Here is a 21,848-nt window from a genome sequence, read left to right as displayed (position 1 = left end):
CGGCGACATGGACCTGGACCCGCTCGTCGAGGTCCAGGTCCGGAAGCGTCTCGGCGCGCGAAAGGGGCACATCAGACTACGGTTCCTTACAAAACAAGGACGTCGGAGCCGGACGGCGGCACGCGCGCGCGTGGGGTGCGACGCTGGCGGCATGGAGCATGAGCAGCCCAGCGCGCAGGCCGGGGCCCGGGTCCTCGTCGTCGACGACGATCCCACCGTCGCCGAGGTCGTCACCGGATACCTCGACCGCGCCGGATACGTCGTGGACCGCGCGGGTGACGGCCCCGACGCCCTCGCCCGGGCCGCCGCCCACTGGCCGGACCTCGTCGTCCTGGACCTGATGCTGCCCGGCATGGACGGCCTGGAGGTGTGCCGGCGGATGCGCGGCCACGGGCCCGTGCCGGTCATCATGCTCACCGCGCGTGGCGACGAGGACGACCGCATCCTCGGTCTGGAGGTCGGCGCGGACGACTATGTCACCAAGCCCTTCAGTCCCCGCGAACTCGTCCTGCGGGTCGAGTCGGTGCTGCGCCGCACCCGCCCGGTCCAGTCGGCGGGCACCCTCCGCGCGGCCGGGCTCTCGGTCGACTCCGCGGCCCGCCGTGCCGTCAAGAACGGCACCGAACTCGCCCTCACCATCCGCGAGTTCGACCTTCTCGCCTTCTTCCTGCGCCACCCCGGCCGGGTCTACAGCCGTGAGGACCTGATGCGCGAGGTGTGGGGCTGGGACTTCGGGGACCTGTCGACCGTCACCGTCCATGTCCGCCGGCTGCGCGGAAAAGTCGAGGACGACCCCGCCCGCCCCCGGCTGATCCAGACGGTGTGGGGCGTCGGTTACCGCTTCGACGCCACCGGTTCCACAACCGAGGGGTGACGACCGTGCGCGACACCCTCCTCATCGCCCTCTTCGCCTTCCTGGGCGCCGCGGCCGCCGGTCTGCTCGGCGCCTGTGTCCTCCTGGTCATCCGGCGCCGCTCACTCATCGCCCACCTCGCCGTGGTCGCGGGCGTCGGCGTGAGCGCGATGCTCGCGGGCACGCTCGCCGTCGCGCAGGCGATGTTCCTGTCCGGTCACGACCTGACCGTCGTCACGACCGTCGTCGCCATGGCCGCCGTCGTCTCCCTGGCCACCGCGCTGCTGCTCGGCCGCTGGGTCGCCGCCCGCAGCCACGCCCTCGCACTCGCCGCCCGCTCCTTCGGCGACGGTGGGGACTTCACCTCGCCCGACGGGCCCGCCACGGCCGAACTCGCGGCGCTGAGCCGCGAGTTGGAGACGACCAGCGCCAAACTCGCCGAGTCCCGGGAACGCGAGCGCGCCCTTGAGTCCTCCCGGCGCGAACTCGTCGCCTGGATCTCCCACGATCTGCGCACCCCGCTGGCCGGCCTGCGCGCGATGGCGGAGGCGCTGGAGGACGGGGTCGCCACCGACCCCGACCGCTACCTCAAGCAGATCCGGATGGAGGTCGAGCGCCTCAACGGCATGGTGGGCGACCTCTTCGAGCTGTCCCGCATCCACGCCGGGACGCTGGCGCTGAGCCCGAGCCGTGTCTCCGTGTACGACCTCGTCGGCGACGCGCTCGCGGGCGCCGACCCGCTGGCGCGCGAGCACGGCGTACGGCTGGTCGGTGACCGGGTCGAACCCGTTCCGGTGGAGGTGGACGGCAGGGAGATGAGCCGGGTGCTGGGCAATCTGCTGGTGAACGCCATTCGCCGGACGCCTGCCGACGGCACCGTCGCCATCGCCGCCGAGCGCTCACCCGAGGGCGTCGTCCTGTCCGTGACGGACGGCTGCGGCGGCATCCCCGAGGAGGATCTGCCACGCGTCTTCGACACCGGTTGGCGCGGCTCGCACGCCCGGACGCCGCCCGCGGGCGCCGGGCTCGGCCTCGCCATCGTGCGCGGCATCGTGGAGGCGCACGACGGGAGGGCAACGGTACGGAACGTCCCCGGTGGCTGCCGCTTCGAGGTGGTGCTGCCCGCAGCCGCTTCCTGAGGCGGGCAGCACCACCGGTCCGATGCAGGCTACGCCTCCCGCAGCCCGGCCCGCGCGAACTTCCGGGTCACGACCGGCTCGGGGCCGCCGTACGCCGCGGCGACCGCGTGGGCCATTGCCGACGGTGTGCGGATCACCGCCGCATGCGGTCACGCCAGGGCCGTGGGGGGCGTTTCAGTTGCCCGGCGCAGGTGATGTCACGTCTCCGTAAGACCTGGTGGAGGGGCTCCGCCCCTGTCCACCACCAGCGGAATCGTCACCGTGAACACCGTCTCCCCCGGCTCGCTGCTCAGGTCGATCCGGCCGCCATGGGCCCGCACCAGCGACTGCGCCACCGCCAGCCCCAGCCCGCTGCCGCCCCGGTCCCGACTGCGGGCCTTGTCGACGCGGTAGAAGCGGTCGAAGACGCGCTCCCGGTCGGCGGGCGGGATACCGGGGCCGGCGTCGGCGATGCGGACCTGGGCGGTGCCGTGCGTCGCCGACACCGCCACGGAGACCGGCGTGCCGGCCGGGGTGTGCATCGCCGCGTTGGTGAGGAGGTTGTCCAGGACCTGGCGGATGCGCTGGGGATCCAGGCGCAGTTTCAGGGAGCCGGGGCCCGGGGCCACCGTCAACGGGTGGTCGGCGTGGGTGACCCCGAAGGCGTCGGCCGCCTGCTCGACCAGCTCCACCAGGTCCGCTTCCTGCGGGCGCAGCGGCGTCTCGACCTCCGCGGCGTCCAGGCGGGCGAGCAGCAGCAGGTCGTCCAGCAGGAACCCCATGCGCGCGGCCTCGGCGCGCAGCCGCGCCAGGTGCTTGTCGCGTTCCTCGGGAGCGTTGGCGGCCGCGTACTGGAAGAGGTCGGCGTAGCCCCGGACCGACATCAGGGGGGTGCGCAGCTCGTGCGAGGCGTCCGCCACGAAGCGGCGCAGACGCTGTTCCGCCTCCGCGCGCACCGCGAGGGAGTCGTCGATGTGTTCCAGCATCGTGTTGAACGCGGTGCGCAGTTCCTCGACCTCGGGCCCGCCGCCGCGCCGGTCGTGCCGCACCGGCAGCCGCGCCGAGTCCGTGAGGTCGTGCGAGGTGATGCCGCGCGCGGTGTGCGCCATGTCGCTCAGCGGCTGCAGGCCGCGCCGCAGCATGGCCCTCCCGAACACGACGAGCGCCAGCAGCGCCAGCACGAAGGTGACCACCTGGACGGTGATCAGCTGACCGACGGTGTCCTCGATGTCCTCCATGGGCGCGGCGCTGACCAGGACCACGCCGGGCTCGACCTCGCAGGCGCGCAGCCGGTACTCGCCCTTGTCCCGCAGGTGCTCGGTGCGCAGCACCTCCGTGTCCGCGCCGGTCTGCGCCCGGGCCACGGCGGTGAAGTCGTCGACGTCCGTCGGCAGGTCGGCGGGGTCCTCGGGCCTGCGGAGCACGGGCCTGCCGTCGGACACGTCGTACACGGCGTAGAACCAGCTGTAGTACTTCTTCCCGGAGAGCGTGCCGTAGTCCGCGAGGCTCTTGGACTGGGCGATCTGCGCCTGCGCCAGCTGCGTGTCGAGCTGGTTCGACAGGTAGTCGCGCATGTACGTCGTCAGGGCCGTGCCGACGACGGCGAACACGACCAGCGCCAGCCCGCCCAGCCCCAGCGCGAGCCTGGTGCCCAGCCGGAGCCTGCCGTACGTCCGCCGCAGCCGCCCGATCACTCGGCGGCCTGCCGGATCACGTACCCGAAGCCGCGCACCGTGTGGATCAGCGGTGTGCCGGTGTCGTCGAGCTTGCGGCGCAGCCGGCTGACGACCAGCTCCACGACGTTCGAGCGGCCGCCGAAGCCGTACTCCCACACATGGTCGAGGATCTGCGCCTTGGTGAGCACGGTCGGCGACTTGCGCATCAGATAGCGCAGCACCTCGTACTCGGTCGGCGTGAGCGTGAGCTGCTTGTCGCCGCGGCGCACCTCGCGGGTGTCCTCGTCCATGGTCAGGTCGCCCACCCGCAGCACCGCGCGCTGGAAGCCGGGCCCGGCGCTGCGTCGCAGCACGGTCCGCAGCCGGGCCATGAGCTCCTCCACCGCGAACGGCTTGACCAGGTAGTCGTCGCCGCCCCGGGTCAGCCCGGCCACCCGGTCGGCGACCCCGTCGCGTGCGGTGAGGAACACCACGGGCACCATCGTCCCGGCGCGGCGCAGCCGGTCCAGGACGCCGAAACCGTCCAGGTCGGGCAGCATCAGGTCCAGCACCACGATGTCCGGGTGGAACTCGGCGGCCAGCCGCAGCGCCTCCTCACCGGAGTTCGCGGTGACCGCCTCCCAGCCCTCGTAGCGGGCGACCGTCGCGACGAGGTCGGCGATGGGCGGGTCGTCGTCCACGACGAGCAGGCGTACTTTCTCCACCCGTTCATAGTGCGGCACCCGGCACCGGTCCTCCGGGGCGGGTAGGGTGCCGCGGCCACATCGATAAAGAGTTGAAAGAAGTACGACAGCTTTTCGACAGCTCCCGCCGGACAAGCTCGGTAACCACAGACGAGATCAAGGAGCTGTCGCCCGTGACGACCGTCCAATCGCCCCCCGCGCCCCCCACGGCGATACGCCCGAGGGTGGTCGCCCGCACGGGCCTGTACGCCGTGCTGGCCGCGAACGTGGCCGTGGTGCTCTACTTCTTCTTCGCCGCCGGCTTCACCTCCAACACGCTCATCGTGCTGGGGCGGCTGACCGGTCTGTCCGGCGCGCTGCTCATGGCGTTCCAGCTGCTGCTGGTGGCCCGGCTGCCGTGGCTCGACCGCCGTATCGGCATGGACCGGCTGACTTCCTGGCACCGCTGGACCGGCTTCAGCGTCCTGTGGGCCCTGCTCGCGCACGCCGTGTTCATCACCTTCGGCTACGCCGAGTCGTCCTCGCTGGACCCGGTGAACCAGTTGGTCGACCTCGCCGAGACGGTCGAGGGCGTGCTGCGCGCCGTCGTCGCGCTGGGGATCATCATCGTGATCGGTGTGGTCTCCGCCCGGTTCGCGCGGCGGCGGCTGGCGTACGAGACGTGGCACTTCATCCACCTGTACACGTACGTCGCGGTGGTCCTGGCGTTCACGCACCAGGTCGCGGTCGGTACGTCCTTCACCTCGTCCTCCGCCGCGACGGCGTACTGGTACGCGGTGTGGGGCGTGGCGCTGGGCGCGGTGTTCGTCGGCCGCCTCGTCCTGCCGCTGTGGCGGAACCGGCGCCACCAGCTGCGTGTGTCGGCGGTCGTCCCCGAGTCCGACAACGTGGTCTCCGTGTACATCACCGGCCGCGACCTGGACAAGCTGCCCGCCCGGGCCGGCCAGTTCTTCCTGTGGCGGTTCCTGACGAAGGACCGCTGGTGGCAGGCCAACCCCTTCTCGCTGTCGGCCGCCCCCGACGGCCGCACGCTGCGGCTCACCGCGAAGGCGGCCGGCGACGGCTCGGCGGCCCTCAGGCACATCAAGGTCGGCACGCGCGTGTTCGCCGAGGGCCCGTACGGCGCCTTCACCACGATGCACCGCACCCGGCCGGAGGCCGTGCTCATCGCGGGCGGCGTCGGCGTCACCCCCATCCGGGCCCTCCTTGAGGAGCTGCACGGACACGCGGTCGTGATCTACCGGGTGGCCGCGGACCGGGACGCCGTCCTGTACGGCGAGCTGGTGGAACTCGCCCACGCCAAGGGCGCCGAGCTGCACCTGGTGACCGGCCCGGCCGTTCCCGACAAGCTGGCCCCGGCCGAGCTGCAGCGGCTCGTTCCGGACATCACGAACCGGGACGTCTTCCTCTGCGGACCGCCGCCCATGATGAACGCGGTCATCGGCAGCCTGCGCGAGCTGGGCGTGCCCAAGCAGCAGGTCCACTTCGAGCGCTTCAGCCTGGCCGGCTGAGAGGGACGGGGAAGAGAACCGTGAAGCGAGCAATACCTGTCCTGGTCCTGAGCGTCGCGGGCCTGATCCCGGTCTGGCGCTACGAGCCGTCCCTCGGCACGGCCACCACGGAGGCCGCCGCACCGGCCTCGACACCCTCGGCGTCGTCCTCCGCCGCCGCGGGGTCCGGGTCCGGCGGCACGGTCGTCAAGGGCTCGACCGTGCAGACCGACAAGGGTCCCGTGCAGGTCCAGGTGACCTTCGACGGCACCGAGATCACGGCTGTGAAGATGCTCCAGCAGCCGAACCACCCGCAGACGACGGCCGCGGTGCCGAAGCTGATCGCGGAGACGCTGGAAGCCCAGAGCGCCGACATCGACACGGTCTCCGGCGCCACGATCACCAGCGACGGCTACAAGGAATCGTTGCAGGCCGCGATCGACGCGAACGCGGATTCGGCGTCCTCATCCTCGTCCGCTGCCTCGGGGACGCAGTCGCAGACGGTCGACGGCTCGACGGTGACCACGGACAAGGGCCCGGTGCAGGTCCAGGTGACCTTCGAGGGCGACAAGATCTCGGCCGTGAAGATGCTCCAGCAGCCGAACCACCCCCAGACCACGGCCGCGGTGCCGAAGCTGATCGCGCAGACGCTGGAAGCCCAGAGCGCCGACATCGACACGGTCTCCGGCGCCACGATCACCAGCGACGGCTACAAGGAGTCCCTCCAGGCCGCGATCGACGCGAAGGGCTGATCACGATGCACCGAGTCGAACACGTCATGGGGTTCCCGGTCTCGCTGCGGGTCGACGACGAGAACGTCGGCGAGGAGACCGCGGACGCCGTGTTCGCGTGGCTGCGCGAGGTCGACGCCCGGTTCAGCCCGTTCAAGGCCGGCAGCGAGGTGAGCCGGCTGGACCGGGGGGAGATCGCGCGGGCGGACGTCAGCGCGGACCTCGAAGAGGTGCTGGGGCTGTGCGAGGAGTACCGGGTCGCCACCGGCGGCGCCTTCGACGTACGGCTGCCGGGGCGCGGGCTGGATCCGTGCGCGGTGGTGAAGGGCTGGTCCGTGCAGCGGGCGGCCGAGCTGCTGAAGGCTGCGGGCGCGCGGCGCTTCGTCCTCAACGCCGGGGGTGACGTGGTCGCCTCCGGTGGGCCCTGGCGGGTGGGGGTACGACACCCCGAGCAGGCCGACAAGGTGTGCACGGTGGCCGAGCTCACCGAGGGGGCGATCGCGACGTCCGCCCGCTACGAGCGCGGCGACCACATCATCGACGGCCGCACCGGGCGTCCGGCGACGGGGCTGCTGTCCCTCACCGTCGTGGCGTCCTCCCTGACCGTGGCGGACACGGTAGCCACCGCCGCGTTCGCGATGGGCGCGGAGGGCGTCGGGTGGGCCGCCGCGCGGGAGGGCTGCGAGGTGTTCGCGGTGGACGCCGAGCGGCGGGTGTTCCGTACGGAGGGGTTCCCGGTGGCGTCCGTGGAGGCTCGGGCGGCGTAACCCAGCTCCCTGCTCGCCCTCGGAGCGGCCGAGCTACGCCTGGCGCTCCACGTGCTCGGTGCGCTCGTCACCCTCCTCGTCGCCGACCTGTCCGGGATGAGCAAGGCGGACGGGGCGGAGCTGGCTGCCGTTGCTCGTCAATCCCCTTTTGCTGACGGGTTGGTGAGGGCACATGAGGCGAGGTAAGGTTTGCCTTACCTAACTCGAAGGGTTTCCATGTCTGCTGCCACCTGCCCTGAGCCGACGCCCGCCGAGCGTGCCCGCTCGGTGCTCTCGGCGGCCGGCTCGCTGACCGTCACCACGCACGGCCACCGCGTCGAGCTGATCGGCCTGCACACCGTCGACGCCGCCGCACGGCTGCTCCTGCAGAACCCGCCGGACGCCCACCTCGCCGCCGAGCTCGCCGTGGCACCGCACGGCGACCTGGCCGCCCTCGTGGAGTTCACCGACGTCGCCCCCGTCGCCGTACGCGACCGGGTGCGCGCCCGGCTGACGCTGGGCGGGTGGCTCACCGCCCTCGGTCCGAAAGCCCTGGTGTTCCATCCGGCGCGGGCCGTGCTCACGGAGGACGGCGGGACGACCACGACCGTCGTAGGCCTCGACGAACTGACCCTGGCCGCTCCCGACCCGCTGGCCACCCACGAGGCGGAGATGCTGGCCCGGCTGGACGCGGCCCACGCCGACACCGTCGCCCCGCTCGCCCGCCTGCTCCCGCCCCGGCTGCAGCTCGGCGCGACCGGCGTACGGCCGCTGCGGCTCGACCGGCACGGCCTCGTGCTCCGCGTGGAGACGCCGGACGCCCACCACGACACCCGCCTGCCCTTCGCAACGCCGGCCACGCACCCGGGAGACGCGGTGCGCCGGATCCACGCGCTGCTCGCCGAGGCCACCGCCCGCCCGCGCCGCCGACGCCTGCCGACCGGGTCGTAGGGCAGGCCGAGGAGGGACGCACCCGAAAGCCTCCGGCCTCCGGACCGCCCGCCGGGGCCTTCCCGTCTCCTCGGCGTCAGGCGCCCGGAGGTCGGCCGTGGTGCTCACCGCCGAGCCCCCGCCTCCAGGCGCTCCGTGGTCTCCATGAGGGAGACGGTGAGGGGGTGCTGAGGATCCGTCAGGACATCGTGCGCCGCCCCCTGTTCGACCAGCTCTCCCGCGTCCAGCACGGCGATGCGGTGAGCCAGGCGCGCGGTGTCCAGGTCGTGGGTGATGAGGACCAGGGACAGGTCTTCGCCCTCGCCCACCAGGCCCGCGAGGACGTCGAGGATGCCGCGCCGGGTGACGGTGTCCAGGCCGGACGTGACCTCGTCGCAGATCAGCACCCGGGGGCGGGCGAGCAGGGCGCGGGCGAGGGCGGCGCGCTGGAGTTCGCCGCCGGAGAGTTCGGCGGGGCGGCGGTGGGCCAGCTCCTCCGGCAGGCCCAGGCGGTTCAGGGTGGTCGCCGCCTCGTCCGTCGCCGTCCGTTCGTCGGTAGCGCGCAGCCGTACCGCCGTACGGGCCACCTGGTGGAGGACCGGCCGGTGCTCGTCGAAGGCGGCGCGGGCGTCCTGGAAGGCGTACTGCACGGCGGCGAGTTGGGCGCTGCTGCGGTGGCGCAGACTGCGCGGCAGCGGTGTGCCGTCGAGCAGGATCTCGCCGTCGTGGTCGCGGTGGAGGCCCGCGAGGCAGCGGGCGAGCGTGGTCTTGCCGCTGCCGGAGCGGCCGACGACGGCCAGACTCGTGCCGGGGTGGAGCGCGAGGTGCGGGACGTGCAGGACGGCGGTCCGGCGGTCGTGCACGGCCGTCAAGTGCCGTACCTCGAGGACCGGTCGAGCCGCGCCCGGTTCCGCTCCGGTCCGCGGGACCGCGCGCTGCCCGTCGAGCAGACGACGGGTCCACTCGTGGCGGGGCGCCGCCCACAGCCGCTCCACCGGGCCCGACTCCACGACCCGGCCCGCGCGCATGACGAGGACCTCGTCGGCGAGGGCCCGTACGACGTCCAGGTCGTGGCTGAGCAGCACGATCGCGATGCCGCGCGCCGCCACCGCCGCCAGTTGCCCGACGACCCGGCTCTTGGTCAACGCGTCCTGTCCGGTGGTGGGTTCGTCGGCGACGATGACACGGGCGCCGAGCAGCAGGGCCTGGGCGAGGACGACGCGTTGCTGCTGGCCGCCCGAGAGCTGGTGCGGGTGGCGCCGCAACAGGGCCTCGGCAGCCGTGAGTTGGGCGTCGGACAGGGCCCGCAGGACCAATGCGCGGGCCGCCGTGCGGCGTTCGGCGCGGGGCAGGTGGCGGACCTGGGGCCGGGCGATGTCGTCGAGGAGGGCGCTGACGCGGCGGGCCGGGTTGAGGACGGCCGCGGGGTGTTGGGGCACATAGCCCACCGGGCCGTCCCCCGGCCGCCGTACCTCGCCCGTGACGCGTGCGCCGGGCGGATACTCCCCCAGCAGCGCCAGGCCGGTCGTCGTCTTGCCGCTGCCGGAGGCTCCGACCAGTGCGGTCACCTTTCCGGGCGGCACCCGCAGGTTCACCCCGTCCACGATCGCCCGGCCGCCGATCTCCACGCGCAGGCCGCGGATCTCGGCGACGGCATCACCCGTTGCCCGGCTCACGGACGTCGTCCCTTCTGCTCCAAGGCGGCCCTCTTCCCCCATGCGGCCCTCTTCTCCAAGGCGGCCTTCTTCTCCAGCGCCGCGTCGAAGAGCAGGTTGGTGCCCATCGTCAGCGCCACGATCAGCAGCGCGGGCACCACCACGGCCCAGGGCTGCACGAACAGTCCGGTGCGGTTGCGGTCGACCATGACCGCCCAGTCGGCGGCGTCCGGCGCGACGCCGACACCGAGGAACGCCGCCGTCGACACCAGGTACAGCACGCCGGTCAGCCGGATCCCGGCGTCGGCGGCGAGGGTGCGCAGCACCGACCGGCCGACGTAGCCGACGGCGATCCGCCACCAGGTCTCCCCCTGCATGCGCAGCGCCTCGACGGCGGGGCGTGCGGCGGCCTCCCCTGCGGCCGCCCGCACGATCCGCGCGGCGTCGGGCACGTTCACCAGCGCCACGAGCAGCGCGAGCCCGGCGGCGCCCGGCGAGAGCACGGAGGCCACCAGCAGGATCAGCAGCAGCGACGGTACGGCGAGCAGCACGTCCAGCGGCCGCATCAGCAGCTCCTCCAGCCACCGCAGGCGGGTGAGCGCGCTCATGAGGGCGACCGGGACGGCGACGAGATAGGCGAGCGCGGTCGCGGCCAGCGCGGTGACCACGACCGTACGGCCGCCCAGCAGGACCTGTTGCCACACGTCACGGCCCACGAAGTCGGTGCCGAGCCAGTGGCCGCCGCCGAGGGTGAAGGACGTGGCGCGGGGGCCGGGGTCGCCGGTGAACAGCGGTCCGAGCAGGGCAAGGACGAGGGGGACGGCGATGACCGCGAGGCCGAGCGCGAAACGGCGGTGCGTCGTCATGCGGCCACCGCCGCACGAGGAGTGAGCCGATGGGCCATCAGATCGGCCCCGAGGTTCAACATGACCGTCAGCACCCCGAACACCACGGCCAGCCCCTGCACCACCGGTACGTCACGTTCGGCCACGGCGTTGAGGAGGACCGTGCCGAGGCCCGGGATCACGAAGAGGGCCTCCACGACGATGACTCCGCACAGCAACCAGTCGACCGTGCGGGCGAGTTGCTGCACGGCAGGGGCGAGGGCGTTCGGCAGGGCGTGGGCGTAGCGGACCCGGGCGCCGGGGACGCCGTAGCGGCGGGCGTGGGCGGCGTAGGGGGAGGCGAGGGCGTCGACCATGCCGGCCCGCACCAGGCGGGACAGGGAGCACACCGGGCGGGACAGCAGGACCAGCACGGGCAGGACAAGTGCCGCAGGATGGCCGAGCAGGTCGGTGCCGTAGCCGAGCGCGGTCGGCGGCAGCCAGGCCAGCTTGAGGGCGAGGAGCGTCACCAGCAGCACCCCGAGGGCGAACTCGGGGACCGCGTAAACGGCCAGCGTCACCGAGCTGACCAGCCGGTCGACGAGCCGCCCCTCGTGCCGGGCGGCGAGCACGCCGAAGCCGAAGCCGAGCGGGACGAGGAGCGCCAGCGTGAGCGTGGCCAGCAGCAGGGTCGGCCCGAAGCCGTCGGCGATGTACTGGGTGACCGGGCGGCCGGACGTCAGGGAGGTACCGAAGTCGCCGTGCAGCAGGCCCGCCGCCCAGTCGGCCAGCCGCTCGTACGCCGGCCGGTCCAGGTCCATCGCCTCACGGATCGCGGCGATCCGCGCGGGGTCCGGCTGGTCGCCCGCGAGGGCCACCGCGGCATCGCCCGGCAGCGCCTCGGTGAGCGCGAAGACCAGCAGCACGACGGCCACGGTCTGCACGACGCCGAGGAGCAGGCGCCTTGCGGCGAAGGAACGCACACTCGTAGTGCCGCGAAAGGCCGTCTTGCGGCTGCGGCGCCGTTGTGGCTGGTCGCGCAGTTCCCCGCGCCCCTTGGGGGCGTTGCCGCCCAACCACGTCGTCACGCCAGCCACACCTTGTCGAAGCGGGCCCAGTCCAGGGTGTTGGCGGGTGCCTTGGTCTCCACTCCCTTCACCGTGCGGGCCGTTCCGATGATCCAGTCCGCGAAGCCCCAGACGAGGAAGCCGCCCTCGGCGTACAGACGGCGCTGCATCCGCTCGTAGACGGCGGTCCGTTCGGTCTTGTCGCGGGTGGACTGGGCCTGCTGGTACAGGGCGTCGAAGTCCTTGTGGTGCCACTTGGTGGCATTCGTCGTGGAGTCGGTGAGCAGGCGCTGGGAGATGTGGGCCTCGATGGGCATCGCGCCGGAGCGATAGCAGCACAGGGTGCCGTTGTCGAGGATGTCGCTCCAGTAGGAGTCCTTGCTGCCCATCTTCACGTCGATCGTGACGCCCGCCTTCGCGGCCTGGTCGCGGAAGATGCCGGCGGCCTCGGTGAACCCGGCGGCGACGGCCGAGGTGTCCAGGGTGACCTTGAGCTTCTCGGCGCCGGCCTGCTTCAGCAGGGCACGGGCCTTGTCGAGGTCCTGCTCGCGCTGGGGCAGGCCGTCGGCGTAGTACTCGTAGCCCTTGCCGAACAGGTCGTTGCCGACCACGCCCGCGCCGGACAGCGCGCCGTCGACGAGTTCCTGCCGGTCGGCGATCAGGAAGAAGGCCTCGCGGACCCGCTTGTCGTCGAAGGGCGCCCGGTCGGTCTTCATGCAGAACGCCTGCATGGCGCTGCCCCGCAGCCGCACGATCTCGATCTGGCCCTTGCCCTCGTGGGCGCGGGCGGTGGTCGGGTTGAGCTCGTGCGCGTACTCGACCTGGCCGCCGAGGAGCGCGTTGACGCGGGCCGACTCCTCGTTGGCGACGACGAACTCGATCTCGTCGAGCAGCGGCGCGCCGTCCCAGTGGTCGTCGTAACGGCGGAAGACGGCCGAGCGGCCGGGGGCGAAGGAGACGAACCGGAAGGGGCCGGATCCGACGGGCTTCTTGTCGAAGTCCGTGGCGTTCTCCGGGACGATGTACGCGCCGAACGCCGCCAGGATGTTGGGGAATTCGGCGGTGGGCCGCTTGAGGACGAACTCGATCGACCGTTCGCCGGTGGCGCGGCTGGCGTCGAGGTCGATGGGCTCCAGGGACGCCTTGGCGCGGAACGCCTGGTCGGGGTCGGCGATGCGGCGGTAGCTGTAGAGGACGTCCTTGGCGGTGACGGGCTTGCCGTCGTGGAAGGTGGCCTGACGGAGGGTCACCTTCCAGCGGTCCAGCGTCTTGTTGGACTCCCACTTCTCGGCGAGGCGGGGCTGGGCGGAGAGGTCGGCGCCGTAGTCGGCGAGCTTGTCGAAGAGGGCCTTGGCGCGGGCGACGTCGGCGAAGAGGTTGGCCAGGTGCGGGTCGAGGGTCTCGCTCGCGCCGCCCCCGGCGAACGCGGCACGCAGCCGGCCGCCGCGCTTGGGAGTGCCGGATGCGCTGTCCGCCTTGTCGTCCGTGCCGCCGCCGCAGCCGACGAGGGCGAGGGCGGCGGCGCCCGAGGTGGCGGCGAGGAAGCCGCGGCGGCGCAGGCCGGGGAAACGTTCGTCGTACATGAGTGGTTCCTTCGTGTCAGTTGGTGTGCGAGCGGCGCGCGACGACGTGCAGCCGGTCACCGTCGATGGAGAGGCCGGGCAACGCGCCCCGCCGCCAAGGCGGTTCGGTGCGCGGCCCCGGGCCGTCGTGGAGTTCGAGCACCTCGAAGCCGTGCGCCGCGAGGAAGTGCCGTAGTTCCTGCGGGAACAGCAGCCGCCAGGCGGAGCGCTGTTCGACGGGCGGTGTTCCGTCGCCGGCCGTCCATACGCGGATACGGCGCAGGAGCTGGGCGGTGCGGTCGACGGTCAGGGTGGTGGTGGACCGGTAGGCCGTGCCCTGCCAGGTGAAGGCGTTGACGGACGGGGCGTCGAGCAAGTCCGTACGGCCCAGGAAGTACGCCCCATTGCGCATCTCCGCGACCAGCAGCCCGCCCGGCGCAAGGGCGCGGCGGCAGGAGGCGAGGAAGCCGTCGAGCTGGTCGTTGGTGTGGCAGTACAACAGGGAGCTGTCCAGGCAGACGACCGCGTCGAAAGCGGCCCCGCCCAGGCCACGCAAGTCGAAACCGTGCAGGTCGGCGCGGACGTACGCCGGTCCCGGGTGGTGGACGCGGGCGTGCGCCAGCATCGCCTCGGAGAGGTCGGCGCCGGTCACCGTACGGCCGACGGAGTGCAGATGGGCGGCGTCGCGGCCGGTGCCGCAGCCCATGTCCAGGACGCGCGGCCCGGCGCCATGGCGGCGCAGACAGTCCTCGGCCCAGCGTCCGGCGAGCCGGTCGGGGTCGGGGAAGCGTGCCTCGTACAGGGCGGGGTTGTCGGTGAGGAGGTTGCGGTTGCCGCCCGGGGCACCGGTGACGGGGGTGCGATTCTCGCCGTCCGACGCGGCGGCCACGTGTCGCTCCCGCCCGACCGGCCCGGCGATCGCACCAGGACCCTCACCCGCCCGAGCGGCCGCCGACCCAACGGTCACCTGGTGCCCCAGGCCGACCCGCTCGGCGCAGGCATCCTGGCTCCCGCGCGCCGCAGCCACGGGCGCGTTCGGTTCCGGACGGCCGGGCCCGGCGGTCGTGCGCTGGCGCTCGCCCCCCGCCACCACGGTCACATGCCGCTCCTGGCAGAGCCGCTCGCCGGCGACACCTTGGTCCTCGCCCGCCCTGGGGGCCGGGCCTGGCTGCCGACCGCCGGGCCCGGCGGCCATGACACGACCGTCTGGGTCGGTGGCGGCGCTTCGACCCCCGCCCGTCCGATCGCCGACCGTGCGCCGCTCCGCTTCTCCTCCGCGTCGCGCACTCACGCCCTGCTCCTCTCTCCGGCCTGCGCCGGAGCCGCCGATGCCGGATCCGCGGGCAGTCCCCCGAGCCGGTGCAGCCAGGCCACCCCGCCCGCCGAGGCCAGCCCGAAGGCCGCGCAGCACACCCACGGCAGCCACGGGCGGCCACCGCTCTCCCCCGCGTCCATGGCCCACCCGACGACGGTGTTGCCCACGGCCGCGGCGACGCCCGAGACGACGTAGAAAATCCCGAAGTACGTGCCGGTCAGCTCGGACCGCCCGAAGCGGGGGATCAGCTCCATCACGAACGGCGAGGCGACCATGACGCCGAGGTAGAGCAGCAGTGCGCCCAGCAGTACGGGCCCGGCGTCCAGCCACCCGGGAGACCCCGCGCCCTTCACCAAGGCCGGCGGCAGGAAGGCCAGCCCCATCACCGCGAGTCCGACGGCGATCCAACGCGCCCTGTCCCCACGGGACTTGAGGCTCGTCGTGATCCTCAGCTGGAGCGTCAGATTGGCGACCGTGCCGACGAGGAAGACGATGCCCGCCGCCCCGTCCCAGCCGGTGGCCTCGCGGGCCCCGTCGGGCAGCAGCAGGTACAGCTGGTTCTCCAGGGTGAACATGCCGACCATGGCGAGCGCGAAGGCCAGGAAGGCCCGGTTGCCGAGCACCTCCCGCCAGTCCGCGAGGACACCGCTGTTGCCGCTGGGCTCGACCTTCCGCGCGGGCAGGACGAGGGCCTGGGCCACGGTGAGCACCGCGAAGATCCCGGCCGCGGTCAGCGCGGACGTACGGAAGTCGACGAGGAGCAGCACGCTGCCCAGCAGCGGGCCGATGAGCGCGCCGGTCGTGGCGAACACGTTGAACAGCGCGAACGCCTCCGCCTTCCGCTCCCCCGCCTCCTGCGCGAGGTACGCCCGCACGGCCGGGTTGAACAGCGCCCCCGCGATCCCGCTGAGCACGGACGCGGCGAGCAGCACCGGCAGCCCGTCGCCGAGGGCGAACAGCGCGAACCCGACGGTCCGCACCGCGCACCCGGCGATGATGACGCCCCGCGCCCCGAGCCGGTCCGAGGCCGAGCCGCCGATGATGAACAGGCCCTGCTGGCTGAGGTTGCGCACGCCGAGGACGATCCCGACGACCGCCGCCGACATGCCGAGGTTCTCGCCGAGGTGGGTGGCGAGGTACGGGATGAGGAGGTAGAAGCCGGTGTTGACGCCGAGCTGGTTGACGAGGAGGAGCTGGACGGCGAGCGGGAAGCCCCGCATCTCACGCCACGTCCTCATGCGCCGTCACCTCCTCCGCCTGCCGACCACGACGGTCGCTCTCCTCGACTCCCAGGCCCGGTCGGCCACTTGTGCGTACGAAGCCGTCGGCCCCGCCGATCCCGGTCCACGGGTCGTGGGCGAGCAGCAGATGCCCGTCGAGGTCGGCCCAGCGGGCCCGGTCGGCGAGGTGGACGGCGGGCGCGAGGCCGAGGCTGCTGGCGGTGAGGCAGCCGAGCATCAGCTCGGTCCCGCTGCCCTCGATCAGCTCGGCGATCCGCAGGGCCGCCCGGACTCCACCGCACTTGGCGAGCTTGACGTTGACGCCCTGGACGCGTCCTGCCAGCCGCCGTACGTCGTCCACGCTCACCGCGTCCTCGTCGGCGATGACGGGCAGCGGCGACTTCTGTGCGAGGGCGCCGAGCGCATCCGGGTCACCGGGCGGCAGGGGCTGTTCGACGGCCTCGACCCCGAGCGCCGCGAACCGGGGCAGCAACCGCTCCGCCTCCGCCGCGCTCCACGCCCCGTTCGGGTCCAGCAGCAGCCGCACCTGGGGTGCCGCGTCACGGATGACCCGTACGCGCTCCACGTCCTCCTCGGAATCCGGCGAGCCCGCTTTCACCTTGACGACCTCGAAGCCGTTCGCGGCGAGGCGGCGGGCCTCGGCGGCCGCGTGCGCGAGGGAGGTGATGCCGATGGTGCGTGCGGTGGCGACGCCGAACGACGTCTCGGTCCCCAGCAGGCGGTGGACGGGCACACCGTCCCGCTTGCCGGCGAGGTCCAGCAGCGCGGACTCGACGGCGGCGACGACGGCGGGCGGCACGGCAGCCGAGGGCAGGGCCTCCAGGGCGCTCTCGGGATCGGCGAACCGTTCCAGGCCGACCGCCGAGAACAGCCGTACGAGCGTGCCGGCGTCCAGCCCGTAGTACACGCTGCTGACGGCCTCGCCGTAACCGGTCACTCCGTCGTGCTCGACGGCCAGCCACACGGCGTCGCGGGCGGTCATGGTGGAGCGGGATATGCGCAACGGCTCGGCGAGTTCGAGACGTACGGTGCGCAGACTGGCCTTCACTGAGTCCCTTCCAGGGGGTGGAGCGTCTTGAGTGGATCCGCGACCCGCGTGCACCGCACCCACCCGCTCGCCTCGGCGGCATACGGATGCGGTATCTCCACGGGCCGGGTGGCGGCGCCGGCCGGGTCGAGGCCGTGGGCGGCGAGGAAGTCGTCGTCGTAGACGGTGCCGAGGTAGCGGTGCGGCCCGTCGGGGAAGACGGTGGCGACGACCGCGCCCGGGTGCACGCAGGCCGCCCAGGCGGCGACCCGCGCCACGGCCCCCGTGCTCCAGCCGCCGCTGACGAAGCAGCCCCGGGCGAGCCTGCGGCAGCTGTCCACGGCCTCGGCGGGGCCGATCCAGTGGACCTCGTCGAAGGCGTCGTAGGCGACGTTGCGCGGGTGGATGCTGCTGCCGAGTCCGCGCATCAGGCGGGGGCGGGCGGGCTGGCCGAAGATCGTGGAGCCGGTGGCGTCGACGCCGATGAGACGGAGTGCGGGCCAGCGGCGGCGCAGCGGGGCGATGACGCCGGCGCTGTGGCCGCCGGTGCCGACGCTGCACACCAGGATGTCCAAGTGGTCGAGCTGGGCGCCGAGTTCGGCAGCGAGGGAGGCGTAACCGAGGGTGTTGTCGGGGTTGTTGTACTGGTCGGGCCAGTAGGCGCCAGGGAGTTCGGCGAGTAGTTCCCGCAGCCGGGCCAGGCGTGCGGCCTGCCAGCCACCCTGGGGCGCCGGGCGGTCCACGAGCTCCAGTCTCACTCCATGCGCCCGCAGCAACTGGCGCATGGACGGCTCCAGTTCGCTGTCGCCGACCAGCACGATCGGGTGGCCGAGCGCCTGCCCGGCGAAGGCGAGCCCGACGCCGAGCGTGCCGGAGGTGGACTCCACCACCGGGGCACCGGGCCGCAGTTCGCCGCGCTCGCGCGCACCGAGCAGCATCGACACGGCGGCCCGCGCCTTCATGCCGCCCGCCGCGAGCCCTTCGAGCTTGGCCCAGAAACCGGGGTGGGCGTGGGGCAGGCCGGTGGTGACACGGACGACGGGGGTACGGCCGAGCAGGGCGAGCAACTCCGGGCGCGCGGTGGGGAGCACGGCGGTGGCGGTCATCGCGCACCCCCGGGACAGCGGTACCGGTGAACGACGCCGGGCCCGCCGTCGAGCCAGAAGAAGGGGTACGGCTCCGCGCACACCGCGCTCACGCCGTGCCCGAGGAACCGGGGCAGCACGGCGCTTCCCGTCTGGGCGAACATCACCAGCTGCTTGCCGTGCCGCAGCGCGTGCTCGCGCAGGGGCTCGAAGGTGCCGTTGCCCAGGGTCATCCCGGACACCAGCAGCGCGTCACAGCTGTCGGCAGCGCCGAGCGCGTCAGTGACGACCGGCTCGCCCCACTCCGTCGCGCCGCCCTTGAGATCGCACGGCACATAGCCGAGTCCGCGCGAACGCAGCGCCTCCAGCAGGGAGTTGACGACCCCGACTACCAGGACCGTGCTCCCGGCCGGCAGGTCCAGGAGCTCGATGACCGCCCTCGCCCTGCCCTTGGACTTCTCCAGCGACGACCCGGCGGGCAGGGTGACGGGCAGCGCCCCGTGGTCCGGCGTGTGCGGGGTGACGTGCATCAGATAGGCGTCGAGGGCGGCCACCCGCACCGCCGGCAGCGGATGCTCCAGCAGCCGTGCCACGTCGGCGCCCACGCAGTCGTCGAGCGCGCTGTCGGGCAGTTCGCCGGGCTCGACCGCGCAGGAGCCGACGGCCTCGGCGAGGCGCAGGCTGAGCACCTCGTTGCGGTAGCCGGTGCCGCGCCCGTCGTGCCGTACGGCCTGCCGGGTGGTGAAGGCGACGGCGATGCGCTGGGTGCGCGGGTCGGGGCCGAGCTCGCCGGCGCGGACGCGGGCGACGAGATCGTCGTACGTCCGACAGGGCGCCGTCGGCGAGGCGCTCGCGGCGGTCACCGGATCACCAGCCCCGCGCGCAGCCCGGTCATCAGGTCCTCGACACGGTCACGGGCGCCGAGGCCCTCCGCGTCGCCCGCCATGACATGGCCCAGGTACTCGTTGTTGCTGCCCGCCGCCTTCACGGTCCTGCCCGGCTCGGCGAGCTGCACCTCCAGCACATCGGGCCGGTCGGCCAGTCGGCTGCCGTCGAGTGCCTCGAGCGTGCCGGCACGGTCCGTGACGAGGAAGCCGATGGCGGCGCTGCGCAGCCCGGTGTCCGTGCGCCGCAGGTCGGGCTCGCGGCCGAGGGCGACGTCCACGAAGGCGGCGGCGAGGTCGATGCCGGTGACATGGCGGACGAGCTCGGTGATGCGGTTGCCGGCGGGCCGGGGGTTGACCTCGACGACGCGGGGCCCGGCGGAGGTCAGCTTGATCTCGGTGTGCGCGACGACGCCGTCCGTCAGCCCGAGCGCCTTGAGCGCGCCGAGGGCGGTCTGCTCGGCGGCGTCGAGGTCGGCGAGCGGCAGGGCGGCGGGGAACATGTGGCCGGTCTCGACGAAGGCGGGCGCCCCGCCGATGCTCTTGTCGGTGACGCCGACCATGTGCACCGCGCCCCCGTACGACACCGTCTCGACGCTCACTTCGGGGCCGTCGAGCAGCTCTTCGAGGAGCACGGCGGAGGCGCGCCGCTGCCCACGGGCATTGACCGGAAAGCCGGCCAAGGCCCGTACGGCCTCGGCGAGTTGGGCCTCGTCGTCGACGCGCCGCACGTACATGCCCGCGCACAGGTCGACCGGCTTGACGACGAGCGGGTAGCCGATCTCCTTGGCGGCCCGCGCGAGGTCGGCCCACTCCTCGTGCACGGCGAAGCGCGGTCCGGGCAGGCCCGCGTCGGCGAGGACACGGCGGGTGGCGTCCTTGCGGCAGGCGTTCTCCACCGCCTCGGGGCCCGGGCCGGGCAGGCCCAGGTGCCCGGCGATGCGGGCGACCGTCGGCAGGTAGTAGTCGCAGGAGGTGACCACTCCGTCGAAGCCCAGGACCGAGTGCAGCCGCGTCACCTCGGGCAGCAGGGCGTCGATGTCGTTGGTCTCGGCGGTGATCGCATGCCGGAAGCCGAGCAGCGGGTGCGCCGTCCCCTCGGGCGCCGAGCGCAGGTAGTGATGCAGGTCCCGGGTCAGGAAGGTGAACTCGTGTCCGCCCTCCCGGATCGCGCGTGGCAGCAGCCTGCTCATCGACCCGACCCAGCTCTCTACCACCAGCAGATGAGCCACAACTCCCCTTTTCGTGCCGCGAGTTCAGACGTCAGGGCAGCCCGGGGCGCCCCTCGGTCGGAGGGGTGCCGGACTTGACGCGCACACGTTATCGATAATCATTTTCATTTGCCACCCCGTTCTTACTCAGCTCCTCTGCATCGGAGAAACCTTGTCCCGCCCCTCGTCCCGTCCTCTGACCCTTCCGGCTCGTCCCGCCGCCCTGCTGTGCGCGCTCGCGGCCGCGGCCACCCTGTTGCCCACCGCCGCGCCCGCACGGGCGGCGGGGGCCCCTCTCACCTTCGGCGCCTGCCCCGCGTCCATTCCGCGGCCGCCCGCCCCGGCCCGTGTGGAGTGCGGCAGCCTGAGCGTCCCGCTCGACTGGAAGAACCCGACCGGCCCGCGCATCGAGATCGCCGTCTCCCGCGTCCCCGCCGCAGGCACCCCGGCCGAGCGACGCGGCGTCCTGCTGGTGAACCCGGGCGGCCCGGGCGGCTCCGGGCTCCCCTACGCCGTGACCAAGCGCGCCAAACTCCCTGAGAACGTCCGGCGTTCGTACGACGTCATCGGCTTCGACCCGCGCGGGGTCGGCCGGAGCACGCCGGTCGACTGCGGGGCGATGGGCGGCCTGTTCGACAGTCCGGGTGCCGACCCGGTGCCGGGGGGCCGGGCGGCCGAGCGCGGGTACCTGGCGTCACTGCGGAACCTGGCCGACGACTGCGCGGCGAGCGCGGGCAAGGTCCTGCCGTACCTGTCCACCGAGCAGACGGCGCACGACATGGACGCGATCCGCGCCGCGCTGGGCGAGCCGCGGACGAGCTTCCTCGGTGTCTCGTACGGCAGTTACCTGGGCGCGGCCTACGCGGCCCGCTTTCCGCACCGGGTGGGCCGCATGGTGCTGGACAGCGTGGTCGGTCCCTGGGACTGGTACGACTTCGACGTGATCCAGAGCCGGGCACTGCTGCGGGCCCGCGACACCTTCTTCGCCTGGACCGGCGAGCACGCGGAACGGTTCCGTCTCGGCAGGAGCGCGGATGCCGTACGGCGGGCGTATGTGCGGGTGCGCGCGGGACTCGCCGCGCACCCGCCGAACGGCTTCGGTCCCGCGGAGTTCGACCGCGCCGTCTACCGCGCCCTGGGGCGCACCGAACGCTGGGCGGGCCTGGCCGACGGCCTGCGCGCCTACCTGACCGGGGGCAGCGTGGACGGGCTGCGCCCCACGGCCGCCTTCGACAGCCCGGAGTCCCGCAACTACGAGGCCGCCAACCGCATCGTGAAGTGCGCCGACGGTCCGGGGCCGGCGCCCCGCGAGATCCTCACGGACCTCCACCGCACCCGGCGCCTGGACCCCCAGCCGATCCTGACCGGCATGGAGGCGTCGACGTGCGCCTACTGGCACCACCGGCCCGCACGGCGCACTCCGCTCGGCAGCCCGGCCGCCCCGCCCGTCCTGCTGGTCGCCTCCGCCCACGAACCGGTGACCCCGATCGAGGGGGCCCGACGGCTGAGGGAGGTGCTGCCCGGCTCCCGGCTGGTGACCCTCGATCAGGACTACTCCCACGGGGTGTTCGCGAGCCGGGGGAACGGGTGTGTGGACGGCACGGTGGCGGCGTATCTCGTCGACGGGGTGGTGCCCGAGGCGGATGTGCGGTGTGCCGGGCCGGGGTTGCCGGGGGCGCGGTGAGGGCGTCCCCGTCGACGCCGGTCAGCAGCATCAACCCGTCCGGCGTTCGCATCGTCGCCGGTGCCT

19 protein-coding genes are annotated in these 21,848 nt (G+C 73.2%); 7 read left to right on the top strand and 12 right to left on the bottom strand.

Annotated features, from left to right (window positions below; translation table 11 throughout):
* The first annotated feature begins 151 nt into the window (after window positions 1–151).
* Together ACQEV2_RS32965 and ACQEV2_RS32960 are read left to right on the top strand one after the other, a co-directional pair.
* The gene (locus ACQEV2_RS32965) at window positions 152–874 is read left to right on the top strand and encodes a response regulator transcription factor (protein WP_433049712.1); all 723 of its coding nucleotides are present in this window, start codon (window positions 152–154) and stop codon (window positions 872–874) included.
* 5 nt (window positions 875–879) lie between these two features.
* Window positions 880–1,992, top strand: a complete 1,113-nt coding sequence (locus ACQEV2_RS32960; protein ID WP_433054949.1) for a sensor histidine kinase — start codon at window positions 880–882, stop codon at window positions 1,990–1,992.
* A 197-nt stretch (window positions 1,993–2,189) separates the two neighbouring features.
* Here ACQEV2_RS32960 and ACQEV2_RS32955 read toward each other — a convergent pair whose 3' ends face one another.
* Complete coding sequence (locus ACQEV2_RS32955; protein ID WP_433049709.1) at window positions 2,190–3,665, bottom strand: sensor histidine kinase; 1,476 nt, start codon at window positions 3,663–3,665, stop codon at window positions 2,190–2,192.
* Window positions 3,662–4,351, bottom strand: coding sequence for a response regulator transcription factor (locus ACQEV2_RS32950; protein WP_433049706.1), 690 nt, complete (start codon window positions 4,349–4,351; stop codon window positions 3,662–3,664). The genes ACQEV2_RS32955 and ACQEV2_RS32950 overlap by 4 nt, the downstream gene beginning before the upstream one ends.
* A 152-nt stretch (window positions 4,352–4,503) precedes the next feature.
* On the opposite strand from ACQEV2_RS32950, the gene ACQEV2_RS32945 reads away from it, so the two are divergent.
* From ACQEV2_RS32945 to ACQEV2_RS32930, 4 genes are all read left to right on the top strand, one after another.
* On the top strand, window positions 4,504–5,841 hold the full coding sequence (locus tag ACQEV2_RS32945) for a ferredoxin reductase family protein (RefSeq protein ID WP_433049704.1): 1,338 nt from the start codon (window positions 4,504–4,506) through the stop codon (window positions 5,839–5,841).
* Window positions 5,842–5,861: 20 nt separating this feature from the next.
* Window positions 5,862–6,572, top strand: a complete 711-nt coding sequence (locus tag ACQEV2_RS32940; RefSeq protein WP_433049701.1) for an FMN-binding protein — start codon at window positions 5,862–5,864, stop codon at window positions 6,570–6,572.
* A 5-nt stretch (window positions 6,573–6,577) separates the two neighbouring features.
* On the top strand, window positions 6,578–7,318 hold the full coding sequence (locus ACQEV2_RS32935) for an FAD:protein FMN transferase (protein ID WP_433049698.1): 741 nt from the start codon (window positions 6,578–6,580) through the stop codon (window positions 7,316–7,318).
* A 216-nt stretch (window positions 7,319–7,534) separates the two neighbouring features.
* The gene (locus tag ACQEV2_RS32930) at window positions 7,535–8,248 is read left to right on the top strand and encodes a DUF2470 domain-containing protein (protein WP_433049695.1); all 714 of its coding nucleotides are present in this window, start codon (window positions 7,535–7,537) and stop codon (window positions 8,246–8,248) included.
* A gap of 104 nt (window positions 8,249–8,352) precedes the next feature.
* Here the strand turns inward: ACQEV2_RS32930 and ACQEV2_RS32925 are convergent, their stop codons facing one another.
* The 10 genes from ACQEV2_RS32925 to ACQEV2_RS32880 form a co-directional block, all read right to left on the bottom strand.
* Window positions 8,353–9,945, bottom strand: a complete 1,593-nt coding sequence (locus ACQEV2_RS32925; protein WP_433049692.1) for an ABC transporter ATP-binding protein — start codon at window positions 9,943–9,945, stop codon at window positions 8,353–8,355.
* On the bottom strand, window positions 9,900–10,748 hold the full coding sequence (locus ACQEV2_RS32920; RefSeq protein ID WP_433049689.1) for an ABC transporter permease: 849 nt from the start codon (window positions 10,746–10,748) through the stop codon (window positions 9,900–9,902). Before ACQEV2_RS32920 ends, ACQEV2_RS32925 begins: the two co-directional genes overlap by 46 nt.
* Window positions 10,745–11,689: an ABC transporter permease gene (locus ACQEV2_RS32915; protein ID WP_433054946.1), complete on the bottom strand. Its 945-nt coding sequence runs from the start codon at window positions 11,687–11,689 to the stop codon at window positions 10,745–10,747. Before ACQEV2_RS32915 ends, ACQEV2_RS32920 begins: the two co-directional genes overlap by 4 nt.
* Window positions 11,690–11,790: 101 nt before the next feature.
* Window positions 11,791–13,356: an ABC transporter substrate-binding protein gene (locus tag ACQEV2_RS32910; protein WP_433049686.1), complete on the bottom strand. Its 1,566-nt coding sequence runs from the start codon at window positions 13,354–13,356 to the stop codon at window positions 11,791–11,793.
* A 16-nt stretch (window positions 13,357–13,372) separates the two neighbouring features.
* Complete coding sequence (locus ACQEV2_RS32905; protein ID WP_433054943.1) at window positions 13,373–14,137, bottom strand: class I SAM-dependent DNA methyltransferase; 765 nt, start codon at window positions 14,135–14,137, stop codon at window positions 13,373–13,375.
* A gap of 485 nt (window positions 14,138–14,622) precedes the next feature.
* Window positions 14,623–15,888 carry an MFS transporter gene (locus ACQEV2_RS32900; protein WP_433049683.1) on the bottom strand — a complete coding sequence of 422 codons (1,266 nt, stop codon included), beginning with the start codon at window positions 15,886–15,888 and terminating at the stop codon, window positions 14,623–14,625.
* Window positions 15,872–16,939 carry a dipeptide epimerase gene (locus tag ACQEV2_RS32895; protein ID WP_433049680.1) on the bottom strand — a complete coding sequence of 356 codons (1,068 nt, stop codon included), beginning with the start codon at window positions 16,937–16,939 and terminating at the stop codon, window positions 15,872–15,874. Before ACQEV2_RS32895 ends, ACQEV2_RS32900 begins: the two co-directional genes overlap by 17 nt.
* A complete protein-coding gene (locus ACQEV2_RS32890) occupies window positions 16,936–18,024 on the bottom strand; it encodes a PLP-dependent cysteine synthase family protein (protein WP_433049677.1) in 1,089 nt (362 codons plus the stop codon). Before ACQEV2_RS32890 ends, ACQEV2_RS32895 begins: the two co-directional genes overlap by 4 nt.
* Window positions 18,021–18,866, bottom strand: a complete 846-nt coding sequence (locus ACQEV2_RS32885) for a Rossmann-like domain-containing protein (RefSeq protein ID WP_433049674.1) — start codon at window positions 18,864–18,866, stop codon at window positions 18,021–18,023. The genes ACQEV2_RS32890 and ACQEV2_RS32885 overlap by 4 nt, the downstream gene beginning before the upstream one ends.
* Window positions 18,863–20,119 carry an ATP-grasp domain-containing protein gene (locus ACQEV2_RS32880; protein WP_433049671.1) on the bottom strand — a complete coding sequence of 419 codons (1,257 nt, stop codon included), beginning with the start codon at window positions 20,117–20,119 and terminating at the stop codon, window positions 18,863–18,865. The genes ACQEV2_RS32885 and ACQEV2_RS32880 overlap by 4 nt, the downstream gene beginning before the upstream one ends.
* Window positions 20,120–20,270: 151 nt before the next feature.
* Between ACQEV2_RS32880 and ACQEV2_RS32875 the strand changes: the two genes are divergently transcribed.
* A complete protein-coding gene (locus ACQEV2_RS32875; RefSeq protein WP_433049668.1) occupies window positions 20,271–21,782 on the top strand; it encodes an alpha/beta fold hydrolase in 1,512 nt (503 codons plus the stop codon).
* The last annotated feature ends 66 nt before the right edge of the window (window positions 21,783–21,848 follow it).

Origin of the sequence: Streptomyces sp. CA-251387, assembly GCF_050936625.1 — a bacterium.
Lineage (GTDB): Bacteria > Actinomycetota > Actinomycetes > Streptomycetales > Streptomycetaceae > Streptomyces.
Note: the sequence above shows the minus strand (reverse complement) of the source record. Positions and strands in the feature narration are given on the sequence as shown.